Here is a 25,854-nt window from a genome sequence, read left to right as displayed (position 1 = left end):
CATGTTTCCGATCGATCTGTTCTGGCGGGCCGCGGAGCGCTGGCCCGACAACATCGCCATCGACGCGCCGGACGGCTGCCTGACCTATCGCGAATTGGCGGCGCGCGTCGCCGCGGCGGCGGCCGGCCTGCTGGCGCTCGATGCCTCGCCGCAGAGCCGCGTCGGCATCTGCGCCGGCAATTCCACCGCGCATCTGGTCGCGCTGCTCGCGGTGCTGGCCAGCGGCAAGGTCTGGGTGCCGCTGAACCCGAAGAGCACGCGACCGGAGCTGCGCCGCATTGTCGATGCGACCGAGCCGAGCATTCTGGTGCTGGATAGCGGTTGCATGGCACTGCTCGACGGCGCGCCGGGCACCCGCATCTTCACGGATGTGGCGGACGACGACGGCGACGCTTTGCCCGCGATGATTGCTCGCCATGCCGACGCGGCACGGCCCCGTCTCGATCTTTATCCCGACCTCGATCGCGATGCCACCCAGGCCATCAAGTTCACCGGCGGCACCACCGGCGCGCCCAAGGGCGTGATGCAGCCCTACCGCGCGTGGATGGCCAATATCGTCAACCAGATCCATGCGTGGGGCTTCGATGCCGACGATCGCTATGTGATGGCGGCCCCGATCACGCACGGCACCTCGACCTATGTGCTGCCGATCCTCGCACAAGGCGGCTGCCACGTGATCCTGGACGGCAGCGGTGCCGAGGCGGTCCGCGCCGCGTTTCGCGACCGGCGCGGCACGGTGTCCTTCATGCCGCCGACGCTGATCTACATGCTGATGGCGCTGCCGGGCACGTCCCGCGACGACTACCCCGCGCTGCGCCGGCTGATCTATGGCGGCGCGCCGATGCCCGTCGAGAAGATCCGCCAGGCGCGCGCGTTCTTCGGCCCGGTGGTCGGCACGACTTACGGACAGACGGAAGCGCCGCAGCTGCTGACGGTGCTGCGCCCCGAGGATTTCGACGACGAGCGCAATCTGGCCTCGGTCGGACGGATCACCTGGTTCAGCGACGTCGGCATCATGGCACCGGACGGCACGCTGTTGCCGCCGGGACAGATCGGCGAGGTCGTGGCTCGCGGCGACCTGGTGATGACCGGGTACTGGCGGCGCCCCGACCTGACCGCCGCGACGATCGTCGACGGCTGGCTGCATACCGGCGATCGCGGCCTGTTCGACGAGCGCGGCTATCTGTATCTGAAGGACCGGTTGCGCGAGGTCGTCATCAGCGGCGGCTTCAACGTCTATCCGATCGATGTCGAGAACGCGCTGGGACAGCATCCCGCCGTCCATGAGTGCGCGGTGTTCGGCGTGCCCGACGACAAATGGGGCGAGGCGGTGCACGCCGCGGTGCAATTGCGCGAAGGATGCCCGCCACCGAGCGAAGCGGAGCTGGTCGCCTTCGTGCGCGAACGCCTGGGACCCGTGCCCACGCCCAAGCGCATCCACTTCCACGACAGCCTGCCGCGCTCCAGTGTCGGCAAGGTACTGAAGAACGCCGTACGCGAACGGGCGCTCGCCGATGCGTCGGCTACCCCGTCCATATCGCCCATACAACAGGGAGAGCAGCCATGACCGCCACCACCAAGCCCGTAACCCGCCTTTGCACGCATACGCTGACGAGCCTGCACTACCGCGATGCCGATCTGGTCAATGACCTGATGGGCAAGAAGACCTTCACCGAAGTCATGCTGATGCAGATTCTCGGCCGCACGCCGCGGCCCGTCGATATGCGGATCACCGATGTCGTGCTGATCGTGCTGATGGAACACGGCCTGACCCCGAGCGCCATCGCGACGCGGCTGATCTACATGAGCGCGCCGGAGAACCTGCAGGGGGCCGTTTCCGCCGGGCTGCTGGCCGTGGGCAGCTCCTTCGTCGGCACCATGGAGAATTGTTCGCAACTGCTCGATCGGCTGCTCGCCGCAGGCGACTCCGAAGCGGAAGCGCGCGCCATTGCCCGCCACTACAAGGAAACGAGGAGCCCGGTGCCCGGCTTCGGCCACCATCTGCACAAGCCGGTCGATCCACGCGCGTACAAGCTGCTCGAATTGGCCGAGGCAGAGCCGGAATTGGGCGGCGAGCGGATTCTCGCGCTGAAGCAGTTGTCCGCGGCGGTCGACGAAGCGGCCGGCCGGCCGATCACGATCAACGCCACCGGTGCGGTGGCGGCGCTGCTCGGCGAGATCGGCGTACCGACCGCGGTGATGCGCGGCTTCGCCGTGATCTCGCGCGCGGCCGGGCTGGTCGCCCATATCGTCGAGGAACAGCAAAGTCCTTCCGGCCGCTATATCTGGGACACCGTCGAGCACGCGATTCCCTATGTCGGCAACGCGCCGACGGGAGAGGCATCGTGACGCCCACCCCCGCGCTCCCGCTGAGCCTTGCGGACCGTACCGTATTCGTCGCCGGCGCGGGATCGGCCGGCCCCGGCTGGAGCATCGGCCGCGCCGCCAGCCTGACCTATGCGCGTCTCGGCGCCCGCGTCTGCGTGGTCGATCGCGATGCCGCGTCCGCCGAAGAGACCACGGCGCTGATCCGCGCGGAAGGCGGCACAGCGGAGACGTTCATCGGGGACGTCGCCATCGAGCCGGAGGTCGAGCGCCTGTTTGCCCAGGCACGCGATCGCCTTGGTCCGATCGATGTGCTGCACCACAACGTCGGCATCGGCAAGCCCGGCGGCCCGCTCGACACCGCGGTCGCCGACTTCGACCAGGCGCACAACGTCAACGTTCGCAGCCTGCTGCTCGCGTCGCAACAGGTGTTGCCCGAGATGGTCGCGCGCGGCCGCGGCGCCATCGTCACCATTTCCTCGGTCGCGGGGCTGCGCTATCTCGGCTATCCGCACCTGTCATACTGCGTGACCAAGGCGGCGGTGATCCAGTTCACCCGCATGCTGGCCCAGCAATACGCGTCGCATGGCATCCGCGCCAACACGGTGGTGCCGGGCCTGATCGATACGCCGCGGATCGCGCATACCGTGGCGAAGATGTTCTCCGACAACGACCTCGACGAAGCGCGCGCGGCGCGGGCAAGGCAGGTACCAGTGCAGCGGATGGGAACGGCCTGGGACGTGGCCTACGCCTGCGCGTTTCTGGCCTCGGACGCGGCGGCCTATGTCACGGGGACGGAGATGGTGGTGGATGGCGGGTTGACGGGGAAGTACGCATAGGCTCGCATTGTCCGTCAGTTCGCCTACCTCATGTCCTGGCCGCGACCGAACTTGAAATCCGCGGGTAATCGTCCGCGGAATGTTCGCAGGCGCTCCAACAACGCATCAGCGTCCCGACTCCTGCGCCTTGGCGAACTGCCCGAATTGTCGACAACAATTTCGACGTGGTCCCCCTCGCTCAATTCCAGCAGCTCCACGATGCTGTTCGGAAGGCGGATGGCCAAACTGGTTCCCCCTTCTCTATGCGCATTGGCGTTCTCCGTGGCTAAGGACCGTAGATGTTCGCTGAAACAAAACGCGACGGCCAGGTTTCTACCCGCCACCAGGCCGGCAACAACTCCCGCACCGACGGCTGCGCGAAGCGGTCGTCGATCAGATACACCACGCCGCGGTCCTCGCTGGTGCGGATGACCCTGCCCGCCGCCTGCACGACCTTGCGCAGGCCCGGATACAGGTAAGCGTACGCATAGCCGTCGCCGAACGTGTCCTCCAGCCGGCTGCGCAGCTGCTCGTTGACCGGATTGAACTGCGGCAGTCCGAGCGTGGCGACGAAGGCGCCGATCAGCCGGTCGCCGGGAAGGTCGACGCCTTCGGCAAAGGGGCCGCCCAATACGGCAAAGCCCACGCCTTGGCCGCCCGGCTGGAATGCTTCAAGGAAATCAGCCTGCTCCCGTTCGTCCATGCCGCGCGCCTGCGACCAGCTCGGGATATCGGCATGCCGCTGCGTGAACAGCGCCAACGCGTCGCCGAGGTAGTCGTGGCTGCTGAAGAAGGCGAGATAGTTGCCTGGCTTCTCCCGATACTGCGCGGCGATCAGCTCGACGATATCCGGCAGCGAGCGCTGCCGATGCGCAAATCGGGTCGAGATATGCGAGGCGACGCGAACCCGCAACTGGTCCGGCTGGAATGGCGACGGCACCTCGTGCCAGACCCATCGCTCGGGCAGGCCCAGCATATCGGCGTAGTACGAGGCCGGCGCCAGCGTCGCGGAGAATAGCGAGACGGAATGCGCCGCCGCCAGCCGCGGCCGCAGGAAATGCGCTGGCACGAGGTTGCGTACGCCGAGACGGACGTTGGCGTGCGCGCCGCGCGCCGGCATGCGCGTCATGTCGAACACGGAATGCGGACCGATCTGTTCGGCCAGCCGGCAGAATTGCAGCACATCGAAATAGAAGCGCTGCAGCGCCGGGTCCTGTTCGGTGGGCCGCTCCGTGAACCGTTCCAGCAACGCTGCGCACAGCCCTTCGAAGGCATCGAGCAACGGCGCGGGGACTTTCGCCTCGGCCCGATAGTCGCCGGCCAGGTTCTTCACCACCGCGTTCCATTGACGGCCGACGCGATCGAACACGCGGCGCAGATCCGCAGGCGCCTGACGCCGCAGCGTGCGGAATTCGGCCTGGTCGAGCGCGGCGCTATACATGTCGCGCGCCCGCTCCGGCAATTGATGGGCCTCGTCGACCAGCACGCTGACGCGCCAGCCGTCGTGCAGCGCGAAGGCATGCAGCAACGCGGTGCGGTCGAAGTAGTAGTTGTAGTCGGCCACCACCACATCGCTCCAGCGCGCCATTTCCTGGCTCAGGTAGTACGGGCAGATGTCGTGTGCCAGCGCGATCTCGCGAACTTGAGCGCGGTCCAGCATCGTCCGTCCGGCCGCCTGCGCGCGCGCCGCCGGCAGACGGTCATGGAAGCCGCGCGCCAGCGGACAGGCTTCGCCGTGACAGGCGCGGCCCGGATATTCGCAGGCCTTGTCGCGCGCGACCATCTCCAGCACGCGCAGCGGCATCGCATCCCGCTGCGCGGCCAGTCCGCGTGTGGCCTCCAACGCCAGCGCCCGGCCGGTCGAGCGGGCCGACAACACGAACAGCTTGTCGATCTTCTGCTTCGGCATCGCCTTCAGCGCGGGAAAGATCGTGCCGACGGTCTTGCCGATGCCGGTGGGCGCCTGCGCGAGCAGGCAGCGGCCCGACAGATTGGCGCGATAGACCGATTCGGCGAGTTCGCGCTGGCCGGCACGAAACCCGGCATGCGGAAAGGCCAGCGAGTCCAGCGACAGGTCGCGCCCGGCGCGATGCGCCAGCTCCTGCTCGGCCCAGCCGATAAAGGCACGGCATTGCGCCTCGAAGCATTCGCGCAGCGTCTGTGCCGTAAATCGCTGCGTCTCGGCAAGCTCGCGGCCGCTGACGATATCGAAATAGACCACCGCGATTTCGATGTCGTCCAGCGCCTCCCGCTGGCACATCAGCCAACCGTAGACCTTGGCTTGCGCCCAATGCAGAAGCCGATGATGGGCCGGCACCTCGGCGGCGTCGCCGCGCACCGTCTTGATTTCCTCGAGCCGCCGCAGGGCGGGATCGTAACCGTCGGCACGGCCGCGCACGCGCAGCGGACCGAAGTCCGCGCTCAGGGAAATTTCGGTCCGATAGCCGGCGGGACGGCGGGAGGTCACGGTGGCATGGCCCGCCATGCCTTCGAGCGCGGTCGGCGAAGGCGTAAAGCGCAGGTCCAGGTCGCCGGCACGGGCGGTGAAATCGCACAGCGTGCGGACTGCAACGATGTAGCGCGGTTCGCTGTCGGCAGCCGGCGCAGGCTCGCCTTGCTCGCCTGGCGAGGCGGATGGCTGGTCCTGGACGGTGGCGGCGGAATCGGACGGGCTGGCAGTGGCGGACATCGATAACGGCTGGGAATCGCGCCATTTCGTGGGGGACGAAGTGGACTGTATAAATATACAGGTGCGTGACCAGCGTGTCGATGTCCCATTCCCGTCGTCCCCGCAAAGGCGGGGACGAGGGGACACAACGGAAAAACGCGATTCAATCCACCGTGATATTCGCGCTGCGCGCCACCTTGCCGAATTTCTCGTACTCCGCCTGCGTCAGCGATTGCAATTCCGCGGCGCTCGACGACTTCGGATTGAAGCCGGCCTGCACCAGCTTGTCGCGCACCGCGGCACTGCCCAGCGCTTCGACAAACGCGGCATTGAGCTTCTGCACGATATCGGCCGGCATGGCGGCGGGCCCGTACACGCCGAACCATGGCTCGACCGAATAGCCGGCCAATCCCGCCTCCGCCAGCGTCGGCACATTGGGCAATGCCGGGGAGCGCGTGCTGCCCGCCACCGCCAGCGCGCGCAGCTTGCCCGCCTGGATATGCGGCAACGAGGCCGGCAGGTTGTCGAACATCACGGGGATATGCCCGCCCAGCATGTCGTTGATCGCCGGGCTGCTGCCCTTGTACGGGACGTGGGTCAGGCTGGTGCCCGTCATCTGCGCAAACATCGCGGCGGCCAGATGCATCGACGTGCCGGTGCCCGCTGTCGCATACGTCAGGCCGGGATTGCGCCTGGCGTACGCCACCAGTTCGGCCACGGTCTTGACCGGCAGCTGATTGCCCACCTCCAGCACGATGGTCGACGTGCCCAGCAAACTGACCGCGGTGAAGTCGCGGCGCGGATCGAACGGCATCGCCTTGTAGATATGCGGGTTCAGCGCATTGGTGGAGATCGCGCCGAAGCCGATCGTATAGCCGTCCGGCGCCGCCTTGGCCACGGCCTCCATGCCGATATTGCCGCCGGCGCCCGGCCGGTTCTCGATCACCACGGGCTGGCCGAGCTTCTCGGCGACGCGTTGGCCGACGGTGCGCGCGACCAGGTCGGTGGTGCCGCCGGCGGCGTAGGGCACGATGAAGCGGATGGGCTTGGTCGGATATTCGGCGGCGCTGGCTGGCGTCGGCAGCCCAACGATTGCGCTTGCCAGGCCGGCGAGCGCGATACCGAGAACGGTGCGGCGGGGAAGATGGCGGACGCGAGGCGTCATGAGGCGGTCTCCTTTCGTGTTGTGATTGGCGATCGTTGTTATGGTGCTCAGGCAATGCCGGCGGGAACCGGCCGGCGCCATCTTATCCAATCCGCACCGCGCGCGGTCTCGATCAGGTCTCGATCAGGTCTCGATGAAGCCGTCGTGCTGCCTCGCGTTGCACGTATCATGCCGGCGATGAACCCGACCTTTTCCACACCGGCAACGCCGGACGCTGAACCGCAATGGACAAACTGCTTGCGCTGAAGATGTTCGTCGAGACCGTCGACGCCAAAGGCTTTTCGGCCGCGGCGCGACGGCTGGATCTTGCCACCTCGTCGGTGACGCGCGCGCTGGACGGCCTCGAGCAATCGCTCGGCGCGGTGCTGCTGAATCGCTCGACGCGCCAGATCACCGTCACCGAAGCGGGCGCCGCGTACTATCAGCAGGCGCGCCGGATTCTCGAGGCGGTCGAGGAAGCCGATGCGCTGATCGCCGACCGCGGCGACGTACCGGTCGGCCAGTTGCGCGTGTCTCTCCCGGTTGCCTTCGGCCGCCGCTGCATCGCCCCACATCTGGGCACGCTGCTCGAGCGGTACCCGCAGCTGGACCTGGAGGTGACGCTGACCGACGACATCGTCGATCTGCTCGGCGACCGCTTCGACCTGTCGGTGCGCATCGGCAATGCCTCGTCGTACGACAATGTCATCGCACGACAGATCGGCATGTTCCGCCGGCATGTGGTCGCGAGCCCCGCCTACCTGCAGCGGCATGGCGCGCCGTCGCTTCCCGACGATCTGGTCGGCCATGCGTGCCTGCGCTTCCGTTTCGGCCACGGTGCGCGCGACCAGGTCTGGACGTTCGAGCGGGACGGACAACGGCAAATCGTGCCGGTCCACGGGCATTTCCGCAGCAACAACATCGATGTGCTGCACGAACTTGTGTTGGCCGGGGCCGGCATCGGTCTGCTGCCGGACTGGATCACCGATGGCGATATCGCTTGCGGACGACTGCAACGCCTGTTCGACGATTGGACCGTCAATCCGGATCAGGTGAGCAGCGGCGTTTCGGCGCTGTATCTGCCGAACCAGCGAGGCTCCCGCCGTATCGCCGCCTTTCTCGCGTTTCTGCAGGGGCTGCCGGCCCTGGCGCAGGGCCGTCCTTGATGGCGCAGCACGCAGCGCATTGCCCGCGGCGCAACGCTGATTTGCGCCGGCATGGGATTCACCGCAATGCCCCGTCCCCCTAAGCTTCGGGCATTCCAACCGACAAGTCCGAGGCCCTCAACATGCCCTCTTCTCCCGCTCTCGCCCCATCGGCCTCCCACGCGCCGGCGATGCCGGCCACGCTGGTCGCACTGTTCTCGCTTTGCGCCGGTGTGCTCGTAGCCAACCTGTATTACGCGCAACCGTTGATCGAACTGATCGGCCCGCAGATCGGCCTGTCCCCCAGCCATGCCAGCCTGATCGTGTCGCTGACACAGATCGGCTATGCAGTTGGGCTGTTCTTCCTGGTGCCGCTGGCCGACCTCTACGAAAACCGCCGGCTGCTGCTGCTCAGCGGCACGGCGGCCACGGCGAGCCTCGTGGCCGCGGCGCTGTCGACGCAGCCCGGTCCTTTCCTGCTGGTATCGCTGCTGCTCGGCCTGAGCTCCGTCAGCGTGCAGATCCTGATTCCGCTGGCCGCGCATCTGGCGCCGGAGGCCACGCGCGGCCGCACCGTCGGCACCATCATGGGGGGCCTGCTGTCGGGCATCCTGCTGGCACGGCCGCTGTCGAGCCTGCTGGCGGAGGCACTGGGATGGCGCGCCGTCTTTGTCGCGGCGGCGGCGATGACGCTGGCCACCGTGGCCATCATCGCGCTGACGCTGCCGCGCCGCGTGCCGGAACACCGTGCGCGCTATCTTGAACTGCTGGCGTCGCTGTGGCACCTGCTGATGCGCTTCCCGCTGCTGCGTCAGCGTGCGTTGTATCAGGGTCTGTTGTTCGCCGCCTTCACCCTGTTCTGGACCGCCGTACCGCTCGAACTGGCCGGCCGCCACGGCCTGTCGCAAGCGCAGATCGGCGTCTTCGCGCTGGTCGGTGCGCTGGGCGCCGTCGCGGCGCCGGTTGCCGGACGCCTTGCCGATGCGGGGCATACCCGTATCGCGTCCCTCGCCGCGATGGCGCTCGCCGCGCTGAGCTTCGTGCCGGGATTGGCCACCGGCCCGTACGGCGTCTACGCCCTCGCCGCCACCGGCATCGTGCTTGACTTCGCCGTGCAGATGAACATGGTGCTGGGCCAACGCGCGATCTATGCGCTCGATGCCGCCAGCCGCGCTCGCCTGAATGCGCTGTACATGACCGCCATCTTCATCGGCGGTGCGGCCGGCTCGGCGGTGGCTAGCTTGGTCTACGCCCAGGCCGAATGGCGAGGCATCGTGATGACGGGCAGCGGCCTGGCCGCCACCGCGCTGGTGGCGTTCGTGTCGGTTGCGGGCATGCGGCGGTGAGCGCGGCGCCTGCCCCGCGCATCGGATCGGCCGCGCCTGCCTGTCAGCCAGAAATCGTGGGCAGGTCGCCCCGATGAACCACCTGGACCTTGTTGCCGTCCGAATCGCGCAGATAGGCGCCGAAATACCCCTTTATGCCAGCAGATCGTCGATCTGCCTGGCGCCGCCGATTCCCCGGACAAACCCCTGCCTGGTGCAGGCCGGCTTTGAAGGTTTGGTTCGAATCCTGGCGGTTAATTGCACTCCACGATGTGGACCGCGTACCGGGGAATCTCATTCGGCCCGATGCAAGGCCTTGGTCCGGTACAGCATGGCGAGCGCCACTGGCGCGCCGACCAGGCCGATCACCGCATTCAGGTGGAACACATGCCGGCTCCAGGGCAGATGCACCACCAGGTCGGCGGCAAGGCCGAGCACCGCGCCGACCAGCGCCGCGCCCGGCAGCAGCACGCGATGGTCGGCGCAGCGCCACAGCGCGCGCGCCACCTGAGCGGAGACCAGTCCAAGGAAGGCCACCGGCCCGCAGAATGCCGTCACCAGCCCGGTCAGCCATGCCGTGGCCAGCAAGGCGGCGCGCTTGACCCGCGCCACCGGAATCCCCATCGACTCGGCATAGCGCTCGCCGAGCAGCAGGCCGTTGAGCGGCTTGACGAGCAGCACGCCGCCGAACAGGCCGAGCGCCACGCCGGGCACCAGCAGCTCCAGCTGCCGGCGCGTGGCACCGGCGAAGCTGGCGTCGTCCCAGGCCTTGAACGCGCGCGCCTGCGTTTCGTCGATAAAGTGCATCGAGGCGCTGATCAGGCCGACCGCCAGATAGCCGAGCATCAGGCCCGTGATCAGCAGCGTCACCGTGCCGACCCGGCGCGACAGCACCGCAAGCAGGGCCAGCACGGCGGTGGAACCGGCAATCGATGCCGCCGCCATGCCGAGGTCGCCGACCACTCCGTAGCGCAGCAGGAACGCATTGCCCGCGACGCCTGCGATGGTGACCAGCAGCGCCGTGCCGAGCCGCGCCCCGTGCACGATGCCCAGCACGAAGGGATCGGCGAGCGGATTGCGGAACAGCGTCTGCAACAGCAGGCCGGACACACCGAGCGCGGCCCCGCTGACCATCGCATTGATGGCCCGGGGCAGCCGAAAGCCCAGCACGATATCGCGCCAGACCTCGGCCTCCACCGGCTGCGCAGTCAATGCCTGCAGCACGGCGGGCAGCGGCACGGCCACGGCGCCCAGCGTGAGCTCGGTCACCAGCAACACCAGCGTGGCGAGCACCAGGCCGGCGAAGATCAGCGGGCCGCGCCGGGTGGAAACGCGCGGCAGCGAAGCCGCGGCGGAAGTCAGGGTCGTCACGGTAGTTTCCGCAGGAATGGAGAGGTGAGACCGGAAGCCGGCGTGTCCTTTCGCGAGACGGCGAGGATCTCTGCCGCTTCCGACGCCAGTTCGGGATGCAGCGCGGCGATGGCCTCGGCGAGCTGGACATGCGGCCGCGTCATGCTTTGGTCCTGATACGGGTACGCCCACGCGCCGGTATAGCCGCGATCCCATGCGTAGACGTTGCGGCCGGCAGCCGCGGCAAAGCGTCCATGCAGCGGACTGGCGGCGATCCACGCCTCGATATCGGCCCGCCCTCCCACCGTGCCAAGCCAGACTGGCGCATCGGCGCCGCGTGCATAGACGCGCTCGAACGGCAGATAAACCAGGCTTCCCGTGCCGCCACCGTCCAGCACATAGCGTCCCCCGGCATCGGCGATCAAGCGCGCGCGCTGGTTGTCCGCGCCGAACGTCTCGAAGCTCTGGCGTCCCGCGGCAAAGCCGGACATCACCGCGGGGCGATTCGGTGCGCCGGCCGCCAACCCGGCCAGGCGCCGGTATGCCGTCTCGATCGACGCGAACTGCGCGTCGGCGCGCTGCTCGCGGTTGGACAGCAGCGCCAGCAGCTTGAGCCATTCCGCACGCCCGAGCGGATGGGGCTCGTGATGGTCCGCCTGCGCGATCGCACGCACACCCAGCTCCCACAGGCGGGGATGCATATTGCCCTGCGGATAGGCCGAATAGAAACTCAGGTAGACATTGGCCTGCACCGACATCGCCTGTTCGATCGACGCATGGCCATAGCCCCACATGTCGTGGACCTGGCCCTGCGCGATCCGGGCCCGCACCGATGGCACCGTCACGCTGCGCACGTTCTCCGTGCCGTACAGACGGTCCACCAGGCCCAGCTCGTCCAGCGCGCCGAGCATGGCCGCGTTGCCGGTCACCAGGCGCTGGATCGGCACCATGATCACCGGCACCTCGCCGCGATGCGGGGGGACCGGCGTACCGCACTGGACCAGCAGATATTCGAGCCGTTCGCCGGTGCCCACGCTCGGCGTGAAACGAACGCGCTTGTAGTGCGGGCCGTACTCGACCTCGAGCTGCGACGCGTGGGAGAACGTCGTCTTGTGCGGGAAGTAATCGACCCCGGGACGATAGTCGGCGACGCAGGCGGCATCGAGATTGGCGATGGGCCCGGCAGCGCCGACGACCTGCTTCGGCCACGTCGCGCGCGGCGGCGCGTCGATCCGGGTGCAGCCGCACAGCAGCACGGCGAGCGCCATTGCCGCTGCAATCGCCGGCGCGAACGTGGGCCGGCACCGGCTCACGGCCGCCCCTGCGCGATCGCGGTGCCGTTCGACGCCGACCGCAACGCCTCGACCAGCGCGCCGAGCGTCGAATGGCACGTCGCCACCCCATCGCTGCCGACGACGGTATATCCGCTCGCATCGGCGCGCAGCGTCAGCGCGGCGGCGGGATCGTGGACAAACCCTGCCCGCTCGAGCGCGCGTGCGGCCCAGCTGGCGCGCAGCCCGCCGCCTTCGACCCGGATCGCGCTTCTTCCCGCCGGTCCCACGCGCAGCTCCGCGCGCTCGAGATCGAAGGTCAGCCCGTCGGCGGCGAAGCTCGTTCCCAGCACGCCGTCGATGGCCAGGTCCTCCGGCGCGCCGACATGCATGCTGCGCTGGCCGTCGATCAGCCACAGCTCGTCGGCATAGCGCAGCGCCAGCTCGAGGTCGTGCGTGGACAGCAGCACCGCCAGGCCATTCCGGTGGGCGAGATCCAGCAGCAGCTGCATCGTGCCGACGCGGCGCGGCAGGTCGAGAAAGGCCGTCGCTTCGTCGAGCACCAGCAGGCGCGGCTGCTGCGCCAGCGCGCGCGCAATCATGATCTTCTGCCGCTCGCCATCGGACAGTTCGGCAACCAGCCGATCCGCCAGCGACAGCGCGCCGGCGCTGCTCAGCGCCTGGTGCACGATCCGGTGGTCGTCCGCACTGAGCCGGCCCGCCCACCCGAGATAGGGATAGCGCCCCATGCTGGCCAATTCGTAGCCGCGCATCAGCGTGCCGTCGACCCGCTCGGTCAGCACTACCGCAAGACGCCGCGCGCGTTGCGCGGCGGACATTGCATGGATCGGCTCGCCATCGAGATGCACCTGCCCTGCCACGGGCGCCTGCATCGCGCACAGTGTGCGGATCAGCGTCGACTTGCCGGCGCCGTTGGCGCCCAGCAGGCAGACGAACCGCCCGCTCGGGATGGCCAGGTCGAGCGGCCCCAACAGCGGGCGGCCGCCATGGCCGGCGAACAGGCCCGTGGTCGCCAGCACCGTCACAGCGTCGCTCCGAAGCTGGCGAACACGGTGCGCGGCGCTCCCGGATAGGTCGGCACGAAGGCGCCGCCGGAATCGTAGTAGCGGCGATCGCCGAGGTTCTGCACCGTCAGCTGCACCTTGTAGCGCCGGGCCTTGCCGAAGCGGTACGCGATATTGGCATCCCAGCGCGTGTAGGAAGGCAGCGCGAAGGTGTTCTCGGTATTGGCCTGCCGTTCGCCGACATAGGTCGCCCCGATGCCGACACTGAGCCCGGACGCGGCACCGGCGAAATCGTAGGTGGTCCAGATGCTGGCGGTGCGGCGCGGCGCATTGGCCAGCAGCTTGCCGACCAGCGCGGGATTGCTGTCGGCCGCGATCTCCGCCTTGTACTGCGTGTAGCTCGCCAGCACGCGCCAGCGTGGCGTGATGCTGAAAGGCACGTCGATCTCCCAGCCGCGGCTGCGCTGTTCGCCGACCTGGATCACATAGTTGAAGTCGTCCGGATCGGATACCACGCCGTTGCTGCGGCGGATGTCGAACAGCGCGACGGTCGGCTCCAGCCGCCCGTCCAGCAGGCTGAACTTGGCACCGACCTCGGTCTGCTTGCCGCGCGACGGTGCCGGCAGCGTGCCGGCGCGCAGCATGCCGCCGGACGGCTCGGTCAGGAAGGATCGTGCCCAGCTGGCGTACAGGGACACCGGCTCGGCCGGCGTCCACGTCAGCCCCACCCGCGGCGACAGCGCATCGTCATGCCGGATCAGCGTGCCGGCGGCCTGCAGGTACTGGGCGCGTGCACTGGTCCGCGCGCGGTCGTAGCGCAGTCCGAGCAGCAGGCGCCAATGCGGCCCGAACTGCAGCTCGTCCTGGGCGTACAGGCCGAGATTGCGGCTGGCGTAGCGCGAGCCGTCGTACGGCAGCAGCGCTCCGGCGCTGGCGCCATGCACCGGCTGATGGAGATCGATCGGCAGGTTCACCGGAAAGCCGCCGGGTCCGAGGTTCGCCTGCGCGCTGAAGTCCCACTCGTCCCAGTTGTAATCGGCACCGATCAATACGCGGTGGCCGATGCCGCCGGTGTCGAAGCGGCGCGAGGCCTCGGCCATCAGCGTGGTATCGGTCTGCCGGTCGATATTGCGCTGCTTGCGGCGATTGACCTGCGGGTCGGGACCGTCGGCGCCGCTGATGGCAGGAAAACCGTACGGGTACCAGACCGCGTCGGTGCGCGCATAGGATCGCATCGCCCCGGCGTGCAGCATCCAGCCATTGTCGAAGCGATGATCGAGCACCAGCGAACCCAGCGCGCTGTCATTGTCCAGCCGCGCATCCCGCTCGCCATAGTTGTAGTGGATCGGTACGTTCAGGAACAGCGGACTGTTGCCGAAACCGCGATCAAAGGCGCCGCGCCGCCGGCCGAATTCGAATTCCGCGGTCAGCCGCGTCTGCGGCGCCAGCTTCCACTGGAGCACCGGCGAGACGAACAGCGTCTGTGCATCGACGAAATCGCGAAAGCTGCGGTTGTCCTGCCACGAGCCGGTGATCCGGTAGCTCAGCGTATCGCTGATCGGACCGGTGCTGTCCACCGTCGCCCGCCGGAAGTCGTGGCTGCCGCCGGTCAATTCCACGCTGTGCTGCGGCTTGTCCAGCGGCTTGCGGGTCACGATGTTGACCACGCCGCCGGGCTCGAAACGGCCATAGAGCGCCGACGCCGGGCCCTTCAGCACTTCGATCTGCTCGATGTTGGCCATCTCGTCGAGCGGAGCGAAGACGCTGCGGCGAAAACCGTTCTTCAGGTTGGCAGAGGTGGCGAAGCCGCGCAGCCGGAAGCGGTCGTTGCTGCCGCCCCAGCCGACCTGGGCGGTCACACCGGGAACGGTGCGAATCGCCTCGCCGAGCGTGAACACGCCGCGGTCCTCGATCAGTTCGCGCGTCACCGTCTGGATCGAAAACGGCGTTTCCTTCAGCGCGGTATCGCTCTTGTTGGCGGTGGGCGCGACCACCGCGCGATAGGCCCGCTCGCGCGTGCCGGTGACGGTCACCGCTTCGAGCTCGGTCATCGCGCGGGCCTCGCCTTCCTGCGCCGTGCAGATGCCGGGCACCGCGGCAAGCAGCGCCATCGTGGCGCGCTGCTGCCATCGGTTCGTATGGGATCGTCTTCGCATGGTCGAGCGCAAGGTGAGCAGGTCCGGGTCGGTGGGATCGGCGAGAAGGCCGAGATCAGCCATACCGATAAAGTCGATAATGATATTTCATTATCATTAGAAGTCAATCGCACCGGTTCAGGCAGCGCGTGTTCGCGTACGCCCACGCGCCGCGAGCACAGCCACGACGGCAGCTGGCACGGCGGTTGCATTCCATCTTGGATACAAGATTGGATGCACCAAAAATGCTAACTGCCGCTACCGACCTCACTGTTCACGACAAGATCTCCCCGGCCTGGATCCGCCGCTTCGACGCTGCGCTGGCCGGCGCGGCCACAGGCCCGCTGGTCGGCCTGTCGTTTGCCATCAAGGACAACATCGACCTGGCCGGCTACCCGACCACGGCGGCCTGCCCCGCTTTCGACCGGATGCCGCGCGACAGCGCGCCGGTGGTGCAGCGGCTGCTTGCAGCTGGTGCATCGCTGTACGGCAAGACCAATCTCGATCAGTTCGCCTGCGGGTTGAACGGCACGCGCTCGCCCTATGGCGCGGTGCCCAACGCCTTCGATGCCCGCTATGTGTCCGGAGGATCGAGTTCGGGCTCGGCCTATGTGGTGGCCACCGGAGAAGTCGATTTCGCGCTGGGTACCGATACCGCGGGCTCCGGCCGCGTGCCGGCGGGGTTGAACAATATCGTCGGGCTCAAGCCCAGCAAGGGTCTGATCAGCGCCCGCGGCGTCCTGCCGGCGGCGCAGAGCGTCGATTGCGTGTCCATCTTCGCGCGCACGGTCGACATCGCATGCCGCGTACTGGCCGTTGCCCAAGGCTACGATGCGCTCGACCCCTACTCGCGCCCTCTGCAGCTTTGCCGGCGCCCTTTTCCGGCCGCCTTCCGCTTTGGCGTGCCCGACACGCTCGAATTCCGCGGCGATGCGCTGGCCGAGCGCGAGTTCAGCGCCGCGATCGAACGGCTGCGCGAACTGGGCGGCGAGCCGGTGACGATCGACTACGCGCCGCTGGCCGAAGCCGCTGCCCTGCTCTACGACAGCGCGCTGGTGGCCGAGCGCTATGCCGCGATCCGGGGCTTCTTCGATGCGCACGAAGCCGACGTGTTCGAGCCGGTGCGCGGCATCATTGCCAGTGGCCGCGACTACAGCGCGGCCGACGTGTTCGACGCGCAGACGCGATTGCGTGCCCTCGGACAGCGCGCGGCAGCGATGTGGGAGCGTATCGACCTGCTGTTGGTGCCGACCGCACCGACCCACTACACGATCGCGCAGATGCGCGACGACCCGATCGCGCTGAACCGCCATCTCGGCGCCTATACCAATTTCGTCAACCTGCTGGACTACGCGGCCTTGTCGGTGCCGAGCAGCCTGCGCGCGGACGGCCTGCCCTTCGGCGTCACGCTGATCGGCCCGTGCGGCAGCGATCTGCAACTGGCCGAACTGGGGCAGCGCTACCACCACCGCAGCGGACTGACGCAGGGCGCCACCGGCCTGCCGTTGCCCGCGCCCGGCCCGATCCCGGGGCTCGTACCGGCGGACCAGGACACCGTGCGGGTGGCCGTGGTGGGCGCGCATCTGAGCGGCATGCCGCTGAACCACCAGCTGACCGAGCGCCACGGGCGCCTGGTATCCCACGCCATGACCGCCGCGGACTATCGGCTTTATGCGCTGCCGGACAGCACGCCGGCAAAGCCCGGCCTGTTGCGCGTCGCGCCCGGCACCGGGCACCGGATCGCGGTGGAAATCTGGCAGATGCCGGTGCAGGCCTACGGTTCGTTCGTCGCGTTGATCCCCGCGCCGCTGGGCATCGGACGCATCCGCCTGGACGACGGCGGCGAGGTGCAGGGCTTCCTGTGCGAGCCGTTCGCACTGGCCGGCGCCACCGATATCAGCCACTTCGGCGGCTGGCGCGCCTATGTCGCGGCGAACGCCTGACGCGTTCCTTGCAGCCCAGCACTGCGCACACCGAATCCATCCCGTCCCTTACTACCGACCAGCGATCTCAACCTCCAGGAGCGATCTGATGCCCCGTGAATCCATGCCCTTCCGTGCCGCCGACGCGTTGCCGGCTCCCGCCACCGTCACGGCGCCGCAACGCGGCCGCCGCCGCATGCTCAAGGCCGCCGCTGCGACCGCGCTCGGCGCCATCGCCGCCCCCGCCATCGTGCGTGCGCAAGGCACGCCGCCGATCCGCATCGGCTTCTGGCCGGTGGCCTCTGGCCTGCCCTTCTTCGCCGCCATCGACAAGGGCTACTTCAAGGAGGCGGGCCTGAACGTGCAGGCGCTCAAGTTCGCCAGCCCGCAGCAGGTCACCGAAGCCATCCTCGCCGGGCGCGCCGAGGGCAGCGCCAGTGGAACCGCATCGGCCGCGCTGGCGATCGGCGAAATCGCACAGCCGGGACTGGTCAAGATCTTCTGCGCCAATCCGAGCAATGCCAGGTACGTCCTCGACGAATTCCTGGTCGCCAAGGACAGTCCGATCCAGCGCATCGCCGAGCTGAAGGGCAAGAAGATCGGCTGCGGACCTGGCGTACAGAACGTGCTGATGGCCAGGACGGTGCTCGAGCGCGCCGGTGCGACCGGCGCCACCGTGGTCGAGTTGCCGATCGGCCAGCATGTGGCCGCGATCGCCGCCGGGCAGATCGAAGCGTGCTACACGCTGGAGCCGACCGGCACGATCGGCCGCCTCAATGGCGCGACCCGCACGCTGGAAGTAGGCGTGATCGCCAAATACCTGCTGGGCGATCCAATGGCGCCCTGGTTCGGCGGCTCGGCCAGCCTGTCCAGTGAATTCATCGCCAGGCATCCCGACGCGGCGCGCAAGTACATCGCGGCCTATCGGCGCGGCGTCGAACTGGTGCAGAAGAACCTGCCCGAGGCTCGCGCATCGCTGAAGGGCTATACCGCGATCGAAGGCGCGCTGACGGCCGAGGTGCCGATGGTCGACTACGTGTTCTCGACCGATTTCAAGCCCAGCGACGTCGCCTACTTCCAGAAGTATTTCGACCTGTTCGCCGAGAAGGGCATCTTCAGCAAGCGCGTGCTGGTCGATTCGATGCTTTACAAGGGTTGATTGCCATGCCGGAAACGACCACGACTTCGCCAGCCTCTCCGCCGTGGGCCGCCGCGGCGGCGGCAGCCACGCCGGCGCCGCCGAAACCGTCGCTGGGCAGCCGCCTGCTGCCCTTCGTCGGCCCGCTGGTGCTGTTCATCATCTGGGACCTCGCCGTGCGCGGCGGTTTCATCAAGGCCATCCTGTTGCCGCCGCCGTCCGACACCATCGCCACGCTGGTATCGGGCCTGCTCGGCGGTCCGCTGCTGACCGACTTCCTGGTGACGGTCGCGCGCACGCTGCAGGCCTTCCTGGTGGCCGCGGTGGTCGGCATGCCGCTGGGCGTGCTGCTCGGCAGCAACGAGAAGGCCTATCGCAGCGTCGAATCCCTGATCGACTTCTTTCGCTCGACGCCGTCGTCGGCGCTGATCCCGCTGTTCCTGCTGATCTTCGGCGTATCGGACATCAACAAGGTGGCGATCGCCGCGTTCGGCGCCCTGCTGATCGTGGTATTCAACAGCGCCTACGGCGTGATCAACGCGCGCAAGCAGCGCGTGGCGGCGGCACAGGTGATGGGCGCCTCGCGCTGGCAGATCTTCAAGGACGTGCTGATCTGGGAAAGCCTGCAGCCCTCCTTCGTCGGCCTGCGCTCGGCGGTGTCGATGGCGCTGGTGATCGTGATTGTCGCCGAGATGTTCATCGGCTCGGAGAACGGTCTTGGCCATCGCATCATCGACGCGCAGCAGGTGCTGAACGTCAAGAGCATGTACGCGGCGATCCTGGCCGCGGGCGCGCTCGGCTATGTATTGAACATCCTGTTTCTGGTGATCGAACGCCGGATCGTGCATTGGAGCGGCAGATGAGCGCAGTGATCAACGCCCCCGTTTTCGCGGACACGCCGAAGCCGGCCTTCCGCCCCGGCCCCGCCGGCACGCATATCACCATCCGTGGGTTGACCAAGTACTTCGCCGGCTGGCCGCTGTACGAGAATTTCGATCTCGATATTCCGAAGGGCAAGATTGTCTCGATCTTCGGCCCCAATGGCTGCGGCAAGTCCACGCTGATCAACATGATTGCCGGGCTGGTGCCGACCGACGCCGGCGAAATCCTGTTCGACGGCAAGTCGCTGAAGGACACGAAGATCGGCTACGTGTTCCAGAACTACCGCGAGGCGCTGTTCCCGTGGATGCGGACCATCGACAATATCGCCTACCCGTTGAAGCTGGCCGGGCAATCGAAGGCCGAGGTCGACCGCCGCATGGCCGAGCTGGTCGCCTCCTTCGACGTCAAGTTCGACCTGAACCGCTATCCGTATGAGCTGTCCGGGGGCCAGCAGCAGACCGCGTCGATCATGCGCGCGCTGGCGCCGAAGCCCGAAGTGCTGTTCCTAGACGAGCCCTTCTCGGCGCTGGATTTCGAGATGACCCTGTTCATCCGCGAGAAGCTGCAGGAGGTCTTCATGCAGACCGGTACCACGATGATGCTGGTCTCGCACGATCTGGAGGAGGCGGTCTATCTGGCCGACGAAGTGCTGCTGCTGACCAAGCGGCCGACGCGCGTCGCGGAAATCCTGCATTACGGCGATGCGCGGCCCCGCACCGTCGAGACGCTGTCGCAGCCCAGCTTCGTCGATACCAAGCGGCTCAGCATGGAAATCTTCCAGCGCGAGGTACGGCGCTGAGCGCCGCGCGACGTGCCGGACCGGCCCGCCGCGCGGTATGCTTCGAACCAGCAGAAGACGGAGACACCTTCTTTCCATGCAGACCCTCGGCAAGCCGGCACGCGCGGCCACCATCAAGGCGCCCACGAAGGCGGGCCCGAAGACCGCCCTCGAGCGCACCGGGGCGGCGCCCCCAAAGGCAACGCCCGCCGCCGTCGCCGCAGGCCCGCGGCGCTCGGTTGCCGACCAGGTCTACGATGGACTGAAGCGCGATATCGGCCAGTTCCGGCTGGTGCCCGGGGACCGCTTCACCGAACTGGAACTATGCGCCCGGCTGGGCGTGTCGCGCACGCCGGTGCGTCAGGCGCTGGTGCGCCTGCAGCAGGAGGGCTATGTCGAGGTGTTGTTCCGCAGCGGCTGGCGTGTTCTGCCGTTCGACTTCGACCGCTACGAACAGCTCTATGACCTGCGCATGGTGCTGGAAACCACGGCGGCGCAGCGGCTGTGCACCGAGCCCGCGGTCTGCGGGAATGCGGTCGATCGTGCCCGCCTGGAGCGGTTGACCGCGATCTGGCTGGTCGAGCCGGCGCGCCGCAGTACCGATGGCGCGCAGGTCCGGCAATGGGACGAAGAATTCCATTGCGCGCTGGTGGAGGCGGCCGGCAACGCCGAAATGGCGCGGGTACATCGCGACATCACCGAGCGCATCCGCATGGTGCGCAGCCTGGATTTCACCAAGTCGTTCCGGATCGAGGCCACCTACGAAGAGCACGCGCAGATCCTGCGCGCGATCCTGGCCAAGCGCGCCGACCAGGCCACGATGCTGCTGCGCGCGCATATCGGCAGCAGCCAGGCCGAGGTCCGCAAGATCACGCTGCACCAACTGCATCTGGCGCGGCATCAGGGCGGGGCCGCGGGCGACGGCCTCACCTGACGCCGCGAGGCCGGCATCCTCCGGCGCCGATTTCCTGCCCGATCCGGAACGATTTCAACTCCATCAGTCCAAGGGGATTTCCAGGCGATCGCGGCCGAGCACTACGTTACCGCCATAGTGTTTCCGCACGCCCTCCAGCCACTGCTCGTCGTGCATGGCGGGATCCGCTCCGGGGACGAAATGCGTCAGCACCACGTTCTTGACGCCGGCCGCCGCGGCGATCCTGCCGACATCCTCGGTTGTGGTATGCGAGGCCAGCAGATGTTTCATCAGCGTCTTGGCATTTGGCGACCGCTGCGTCAGGCGCTCCAATGCCGGCACGTACATCACCTCGTGCACCAGGTAATCGGCATTTCTGGCAAACGCCGCCAGTGGCGGAAAGTAGGTCGTATCGCCGGAGAAGACGATCGTCTTGCCGCCCTTCACTTCGATCTTCAGCGCATAGCTGTCGTCGATCGGCGGATGCGCGACCTTCAGCGCGGTCACCTTGATCCGCTCGTTCTCCATCACCGGCCCTTCGCTGTACGTCTTGACGTCGATCAGCCGGCGCAGGTCGGGACGTCCTTCGTCCTGCATGCGCGTCGTCATGTCGAAGGCATTGGACTGCAGATATCCGGCGACGAGGTTCTCCACGCCGCGCGGCCCGTAGACGCCGACGGGCTTGGCGAGCCCTCCGGTCCACGCGCTGTAGATCAGAGGCCCAACGTCGAGGTTGTGATCGGAATGGTGATGCGTCAGCAGGATGGCACGCACCGAAGTCAGCGGAATCCTGGCTTCGACGAGCCGGAGCGCCGCGCCATATCCTGCGTCGACCAGATACGTGTCCTTGCCGAGCACCACGGCGTTCGACGTCGGCACCTGGTCGACGTCACGCACGCTCGGGCCACCCTTGGTGCCAAGCAGTATGAGGCGGTCGCGGTCCGTCCTTGAGTCCGCCGTGGCGGGCACGGCGGTGACCGACATGGCGGCCGCCAGCATGCAGGCAACAGCCGTCCGCCACACCTTCGCGGGCAAGTTCATATCTCCTCCTTGTCGTGTTTATTCGGGCGGAAATGCCCTGTCAGGCCAGCTTCTTCAGTTGGCTCTTGTAGTCGGTGCCGCGCTTGACGTAGTCGGCGGCGTTGGCGCGCAGGTTGCGCACTTCCTCTTCGCTCAGTTCGCGCACGGCCTTGGCCGGCGAGCCGAGGATCAGCGAGCGCGGCGGGAAGGACTTGCCTTCGGTGACCAGCGCGCCCGCCGCGACCAGCGATTCGCTGCCGATCGTCGCGTTGTTCAGGATCACCGCCTGGATGCCTATCAGTGCGCCATCGCCGATGGTGCAGCCATGCAGCATCGCCTGATGACCGATGGTGACGTCGGTACCGATGCGCAGCGGGCAGCCTGGATCGGTATGCAGCACCGCGCCTTCCTGCACGTTGGCGCGATCGCCGATCGCGATGGGTTCGTTGTCGGCGCGGATCACCGCGCCGGGCCAGACGGTGACCTGCTCGCCAAGCTGCGCGTTGCCGATGACGGTGGCCTGATCCGCAACGAAGGCGGTGTCGGAGATCGACGGCGTCAGGTCGCCGAGCTGGTAGAGAGCCATGTTCGAGGATGCGTTGGTAGGGAGAAGAAAGGCCCGCGTGACGCGTCACGCTATTCGATCGACACGTTGGCCTTCTTGACCAGCGTGGCATAACGCGCGACCTCGCTGGCGAAGAACTTTGCCGCCTGCGCCGGCGTGGTCGGGCGCGTGGCGGTCGCCTGCTTCTTCAGCGCCTCGACCACCTCTGGGCTGGTGAAGGCCTTGGCGAAGGCGTCGTGCAGGCGCTGGACTTCGGCGGGCGGCATGTTGGCCGGACCGACGAGCGCGAACCAGCCCTCGATGTCGTAAGCGGGCAAGCCTTGTTCCGCGATGGTCGGGATATCGGGGGCCGCCTGCGATCGGGTGGCGCCGCACAGGCCGATCGCACGCAGCGTGCCCGCCTTCAGGTGCGGCAGCACGGCGTTCAACGCGACCACGCCCATCTGGACCTGGCCCGACAGCAGATCGGTGACCATCGGACCGGTTCCCTTGTACGGAATATGACGGGCCTTGACGCCGGCCTCCTCCAGGAACATCTGGCCGGCCAGATGAATCACGGTACCGTTGCCCGAGGACGCGTAGTTGTATTCGTCCGGCCTGGCCTTCAGCAGAGCGACCAGCTCCTTGACGTTGCGCGCCGGCACCTTGGGATTGACCACCAGCACCAGCGAGGTCGCGCCCAGCACGCTGATCGGCGTGATGTCCTTGATCGCATCGAACGGCATCGACTTGAACACGCTGGGATTGATCGCGTGGTTGTTCGACACCATGCCGAGCGTGGTGCCGTCCGGCGCGGCCTTGGCCACCGCCGCCGTACCGGTGATGCCGCCCGCACCGGGCATGTTCTCGATGACGACCGGCTGGCCGAGCGCCTTGCCAAGCGCCGGCGCAGCGGCCCGGGCGATCGCATCGACGCCGGAACCGGCGCTGATCGGCAGGATCAGCCGGATCGGCTTGCCGGAGACCGGCTGCGCCTGCACAGCGCGATGGGGATACAGCGCGGGCACCCCCAGCACGCCGAACGTGACGGCCGCCGCGGCCAGCTTCATCACGTTGCGGCGGTTCGGAAGCGAGGGCGCGGGAGAACGCGGGCGAGAGGAATTCATCAGTTGTCTCCGGATGGTCGTGTTCGGCCGCTGTGCCGCGGCCTGTTCGGGTTTGCCCGGCGTGCATCGCACGCCGGGCGCACCGGTGAGGTCAGCGCGCGCCTTTGCCCAGGCGCGACAGGATTTCGTCGTTGTGCTCCCCGGGCTTGGGCAAGGGACTACGCACGCCGGGACGGCGGCCCCCCATCAATAGCGGCAGCAACACGGTCGGCGCCGTCGAGCCGTCCTCGACCTGCATCGGCACCAGTCCTCCGCTCACCTTCAGATGCACGTCGTCGAGCAACTGATCCGGGCGGACGATCGGCGCGTAGGGAATGCCAGCCGCCTCGAGCTTCGGCGCCAGCTCGGCGACGCGGTAATGCCGCAGGATGTTGCCGAGCTGCTCCAGCAACTGGGGACGCACGGCTACGCGCGAGGCATTGGTGGCGTACTCGGGCACGTCGAGCAGGTCGGGCCGCTCCAGAACCGTGCATAGCGTGACGAACTGCTTGTCGCTGACCGCGCCGATGAACAGCTGCTCGTCGTCGGCCAGCGCGAAGACGTCGTAGACGCTCCAGGCCGATACGCGCGAGGGCATCGGCGGCGGGGCCTCGCCGGTCATCGCGAATTGCTGCATATGCTGCGAGGCGAGGAACACGCAGTTCTCGAACAGCGCGCTCTGGATCTCCTGGCCGCGCCCGGTGCGATCGCGTTCGCGCAGCGCGGCCAGCACGCCGATCGCGCCGAACATGCCCCCCATGATGTCGTTGACCGAAGTCCCGGCGCGCAACGGCCGCCCCTTCGGCCCGGTCATGTACGACAGGCCGCCCATCATCTGCACCACCTCGTCCAGCGCCAGCCGGTTCTCGTACGGCCCCGGCAGGAAGCCCTTGTGCGAGACATAGATCAGCCGCAGACAGGACTTCGACAGCGTGTCGTAGTCCAATCCGAGCTTGCGCATCAGACCGGGGCGAAAGTTCTCCAGCAGCACGTCGCACTGCCCGGCCAGTTCCGCCGCGGCGGCGCGGCCCTCGTCGGTCGTGATGTCGAGCACCACGCTCTTCTTGTTGCGGTTGAAGGCGCGAAAAAAGCCGATGCCCAGGCCCGGCAGATTGCGCGTCTTGTCGCCGCCCGGCGGTTCGACCTTGATCACCTCGGCACCGAGGTCGGCGAGGATCATGCCGCAGGTCGGCCCCATGACCATATGGGTGAACTCGACCACGCGGATGCCGGCAAGCGGCAGGGATTCGTTCCTTTGCGTCATGATATGAGCCAATTGGCGGCGATCAGGCGTGGAAAGTCGGGGAAGTTGCCGCGCCACAGCGGCTCGGCACATCAGGGCCGGCATCCTGGTCGGCGCCGACGCCGGGGAATGTCCTCGGCAAGCCGGCGCGCCACAACGTGCCGTGCAAGGTCTCGCCAGCAAGCCAGCCTGCAACCCGCCCGCGCAGGCGCAGCAGCGCGCCGATATCGACGCCGGTGTCGATGCCCATGCTGCCGAGCATATAGGCCAGGTCTTCGGACGCGACATTGCCGCTGGCGCCCGGCGCATGCGGGCAGCCACCGATGCCGCCAAGGCAGGCGTCGAAGCGGCTCACGCCGGCCTGCATCGCCGCGTAGACATTGGCCAATCCGAGTCCGCGGGTATCGTGGAAGTGGCCGCACCATAGCCGGTCGCCGGCGATCGCGACAGCGCGTTCGAACAGCGATGCGACCTGCGCTGGATCGGCATAGCCGACCGTATCGGCGAGGCTGACGCGGTCCGCGCCGGCATCGAGCAGCGCCTGCATCAGGCGCAATACCTCGTTTGCATCGACATGGCCCTGGATCGTGCAGCCGAACGCTGTGCCAACCCCGCCTTCGATCAGCGTGCGGGCACCGGCGGCATCGCGGGCCGCGCGCATGCGGGCCACCTCGGCCACCACCTGGTCCGGCGTCTTGCGCAGGTTCGCCAGGCTGTGCGCATGGCTGGCAGACAGCGGCACCAGCATCAGGTCGGCGCCGTGGGCCAGCGCCAGCTCGGCACCGCGCAGATTTGGCACCAGCACCGAACAGAACAGGCCCGGCAGCGTCCTGGCGAAGGCGAGCAGTTCGGCCGTATCCGCCAATTGGGGCAGCAGCCGTGCCGGCACGAACGAACCGATCTCGATTTCGCGCTGGCCGGCCTCATAGGCGGCGCGGATCCATTCACGCTTGTGCTCGGTCGGCACGATGGTCTGCACGCTCTGCAGCCCGTCGCGCAGGCCGACCTCGCGGATCACGGCGCGGCTTGGAAGGGAGGAAAGATGGCTGGCGTTCATGGCTCTCACAACGATACGGGCCGGCAGATTGGCGATCTGGCGCGG

General features: G+C 67.7%; 22 protein-coding genes. 10 read left to right on the top strand and 12 right to left on the bottom strand.

Features of this window, described 5'->3' with window-relative positions:
- Position 1 precedes the first annotated feature (1 nt).
- Genes F7Q96_RS02050 through F7Q96_RS02040 form a run of 3 tightly spaced genes read left to right on the top strand, consistent with a single transcriptional unit; the run spans position 2 to position 3,164 of the window.
- The gene (locus F7Q96_RS02050) at positions 2 to 1,567 is read left to right on the top strand and encodes a class I adenylate-forming enzyme family protein (RefSeq protein WP_053824004.1); all 1,566 of its coding nucleotides are present in this window, start codon (positions 2 to 4) and stop codon (positions 1,565 to 1,567) included.
- Positions 1,564 to 2,349, top strand: coding sequence for a citryl-CoA lyase (locus F7Q96_RS02045; RefSeq protein ID WP_053824005.1), 786 nt, complete (start codon positions 1,564 to 1,566; stop codon positions 2,347 to 2,349). Before F7Q96_RS02050 ends, F7Q96_RS02045 begins: the two co-directional genes overlap by 4 nt.
- Positions 2,346 to 3,164, top strand: coding sequence for an SDR family NAD(P)-dependent oxidoreductase (locus tag F7Q96_RS02040; protein ID WP_053824006.1), 819 nt, complete (start codon positions 2,346 to 2,348; stop codon positions 3,162 to 3,164). Before F7Q96_RS02045 ends, F7Q96_RS02040 begins: the two co-directional genes overlap by 4 nt.
- A gap of 23 nt (positions 3,165 to 3,187) precedes the next feature.
- On the opposite strand, the gene F7Q96_RS02035 is transcribed toward F7Q96_RS02040, so the two are convergent.
- The 3 genes from F7Q96_RS02035 to F7Q96_RS02025 all read right to left on the bottom strand — a co-directional run bounded on the left by F7Q96_RS02035 (position 3,188) and on the right by F7Q96_RS02025 (position 6,976).
- Complete coding sequence (locus tag F7Q96_RS02035) at positions 3,188 to 3,361, bottom strand: AbrB family transcriptional regulator (protein WP_322789916.1); 174 nt, start codon at positions 3,359 to 3,361, stop codon at positions 3,188 to 3,190.
- A 68-nt stretch (positions 3,362 to 3,429) separates the two neighbouring features.
- Complete coding sequence (locus F7Q96_RS02030) at positions 3,430 to 5,832, bottom strand: ATP-dependent DNA helicase (RefSeq protein WP_249041640.1); 2,403 nt, start codon at positions 5,830 to 5,832, stop codon at positions 3,430 to 3,432.
- Positions 5,833 to 5,974: 142 nt separating this feature from the next.
- Positions 5,975 to 6,976, bottom strand: a complete 1,002-nt coding sequence (locus tag F7Q96_RS02025; RefSeq protein ID WP_053824008.1) for a Bug family tripartite tricarboxylate transporter substrate binding protein — start codon at positions 6,974 to 6,976, stop codon at positions 5,975 to 5,977.
- Between the two features lie 224 nt (positions 6,977 to 7,200).
- On the opposite strand from F7Q96_RS02025, the gene F7Q96_RS02020 reads away from it, so the two are divergent.
- Together F7Q96_RS02020 and F7Q96_RS02015 are read left to right on the top strand one after the other, a co-directional pair.
- Positions 7,201 to 8,121 (top strand): LysR family transcriptional regulator, encoded by a 921-nt coding sequence (locus tag F7Q96_RS02020; protein ID WP_151021964.1) that lies wholly within the window; start codon positions 7,201 to 7,203, stop codon positions 8,119 to 8,121.
- A gap of 122 nt (positions 8,122 to 8,243) precedes the next feature.
- Positions 8,244 to 9,446 carry an MFS transporter gene (locus F7Q96_RS02015; RefSeq protein WP_053824010.1) on the top strand — a complete coding sequence of 401 codons (1,203 nt, stop codon included), beginning with the start codon at positions 8,244 to 8,246 and terminating at the stop codon, positions 9,444 to 9,446.
- Positions 9,447 to 9,719: 273 nt separating this feature from the next.
- On the opposite strand, the gene F7Q96_RS02005 is transcribed toward F7Q96_RS02015, so the two are convergent.
- From F7Q96_RS02005 to F7Q96_RS01990, 4 genes are read right to left on the bottom strand one after another with little or no spacing between them, the layout of a single operon-like run.
- Entirely contained in the window at positions 9,720 to 10,796 is a 1,077-nt protein-coding gene (locus F7Q96_RS02005) for a FecCD family ABC transporter permease (RefSeq protein ID WP_053824011.1), read from the bottom strand.
- Complete coding sequence (locus tag F7Q96_RS02000) at positions 10,793 to 12,043, bottom strand: ABC transporter substrate-binding protein (RefSeq protein ID WP_053824012.1); 1,251 nt, start codon at positions 12,041 to 12,043, stop codon at positions 10,793 to 10,795. Before F7Q96_RS02000 ends, F7Q96_RS02005 begins: the two co-directional genes overlap by 4 nt.
- A gap of 41 nt (positions 12,044 to 12,084) precedes the next feature.
- Positions 12,085 to 13,092: an ABC transporter ATP-binding protein gene (locus F7Q96_RS01995; RefSeq protein ID WP_053824013.1), complete on the bottom strand. Its 1,008-nt coding sequence runs from the start codon at positions 13,090 to 13,092 to the stop codon at positions 12,085 to 12,087.
- Positions 13,089 to 15,290 (bottom strand): TonB-dependent siderophore receptor, encoded by a 2,202-nt coding sequence (locus F7Q96_RS01990; RefSeq protein ID WP_211923492.1) that lies wholly within the window; start codon positions 15,288 to 15,290, stop codon positions 13,089 to 13,091. Before F7Q96_RS01990 ends, F7Q96_RS01995 begins: the two co-directional genes overlap by 4 nt.
- Positions 15,291 to 15,451: 161 nt before the next feature.
- Between F7Q96_RS01990 and atzF the strand changes: the two genes are divergently transcribed.
- From atzF to F7Q96_RS01965, 5 genes are all read left to right on the top strand, one after another.
- Positions 15,452 to 17,149, top strand: a complete 1,698-nt coding sequence (gene atzF / locus F7Q96_RS01985; RefSeq protein WP_053824015.1) for an allophanate hydrolase — start codon at positions 15,452 to 15,454, stop codon at positions 17,147 to 17,149.
- 175 nt (positions 17,150 to 17,324) lie between these two features.
- Positions 17,325 to 18,287, top strand: coding sequence for an ABC transporter substrate-binding protein (locus F7Q96_RS01980; RefSeq protein WP_053824636.1), 963 nt, complete (start codon positions 17,325 to 17,327; stop codon positions 18,285 to 18,287).
- A gap of 5 nt (positions 18,288 to 18,292) precedes the next feature.
- Positions 18,293 to 19,129: an ABC transporter permease gene (locus tag F7Q96_RS01975; protein ID WP_151021962.1), complete on the top strand. Its 837-nt coding sequence runs from the start codon at positions 18,293 to 18,295 to the stop codon at positions 19,127 to 19,129.
- Positions 19,126 to 19,947, top strand: coding sequence for an ABC transporter ATP-binding protein (locus F7Q96_RS01970; RefSeq protein ID WP_053824017.1), 822 nt, complete (start codon positions 19,126 to 19,128; stop codon positions 19,945 to 19,947). Before F7Q96_RS01975 ends, F7Q96_RS01970 begins: the two co-directional genes overlap by 4 nt.
- A gap of 76 nt (positions 19,948 to 20,023) precedes the next feature.
- Positions 20,024 to 20,860 (top strand): GntR family transcriptional regulator, encoded by an 837-nt coding sequence (locus F7Q96_RS01965; RefSeq protein WP_082371755.1) that lies wholly within the window; start codon positions 20,024 to 20,026, stop codon positions 20,858 to 20,860.
- A 63-nt stretch (positions 20,861 to 20,923) separates the two neighbouring features.
- Here the strand turns inward: F7Q96_RS01965 and F7Q96_RS01960 are convergent, their stop codons facing one another.
- The 5 genes from F7Q96_RS01960 to F7Q96_RS01940 form a co-directional block, all read right to left on the bottom strand.
- Positions 20,924 to 21,880 carry an MBL fold metallo-hydrolase gene (locus F7Q96_RS01960; protein WP_082371756.1) on the bottom strand — a complete coding sequence of 319 codons (957 nt, stop codon included), beginning with the start codon at positions 21,878 to 21,880 and terminating at the stop codon, positions 20,924 to 20,926.
- 40 nt (positions 21,881 to 21,920) lie between these two features.
- The gene (locus F7Q96_RS01955; protein WP_053824018.1) at positions 21,921 to 22,445 is read right to left on the bottom strand and encodes a gamma carbonic anhydrase family protein; all 525 of its coding nucleotides are present in this window, start codon (positions 22,443 to 22,445) and stop codon (positions 21,921 to 21,923) included.
- A gap of 50 nt (positions 22,446 to 22,495) precedes the next feature.
- Entirely contained in the window at positions 22,496 to 23,530 is a 1,035-nt protein-coding gene (locus tag F7Q96_RS01950) for a tripartite tricarboxylate transporter substrate binding protein (RefSeq protein WP_082371757.1), read from the bottom strand.
- Between the two features lie 91 nt (positions 23,531 to 23,621).
- Entirely contained in the window at positions 23,622 to 24,773 is a 1,152-nt protein-coding gene (locus F7Q96_RS01945) for a CaiB/BaiF CoA transferase family protein (RefSeq protein WP_151021960.1), read from the bottom strand.
- Between the two features lie 22 nt (positions 24,774 to 24,795).
- Complete coding sequence (locus F7Q96_RS01940) at positions 24,796 to 25,809, bottom strand: hydroxymethylglutaryl-CoA lyase (protein ID WP_226994945.1); 1,014 nt, start codon at positions 25,807 to 25,809, stop codon at positions 24,796 to 24,798.
- Positions 25,810 to 25,854 lie beyond the last annotated feature (45 nt).

Origin of the sequence: Cupriavidus gilardii (assembly GCF_008801915.1) — a bacterium.
Taxonomy (GTDB): Bacteria; Pseudomonadota; Gammaproteobacteria; order Burkholderiales; family Burkholderiaceae; genus Cupriavidus; species Cupriavidus gilardii.
This window is presented reverse-complemented; position numbering and strand designations above follow the sequence as displayed.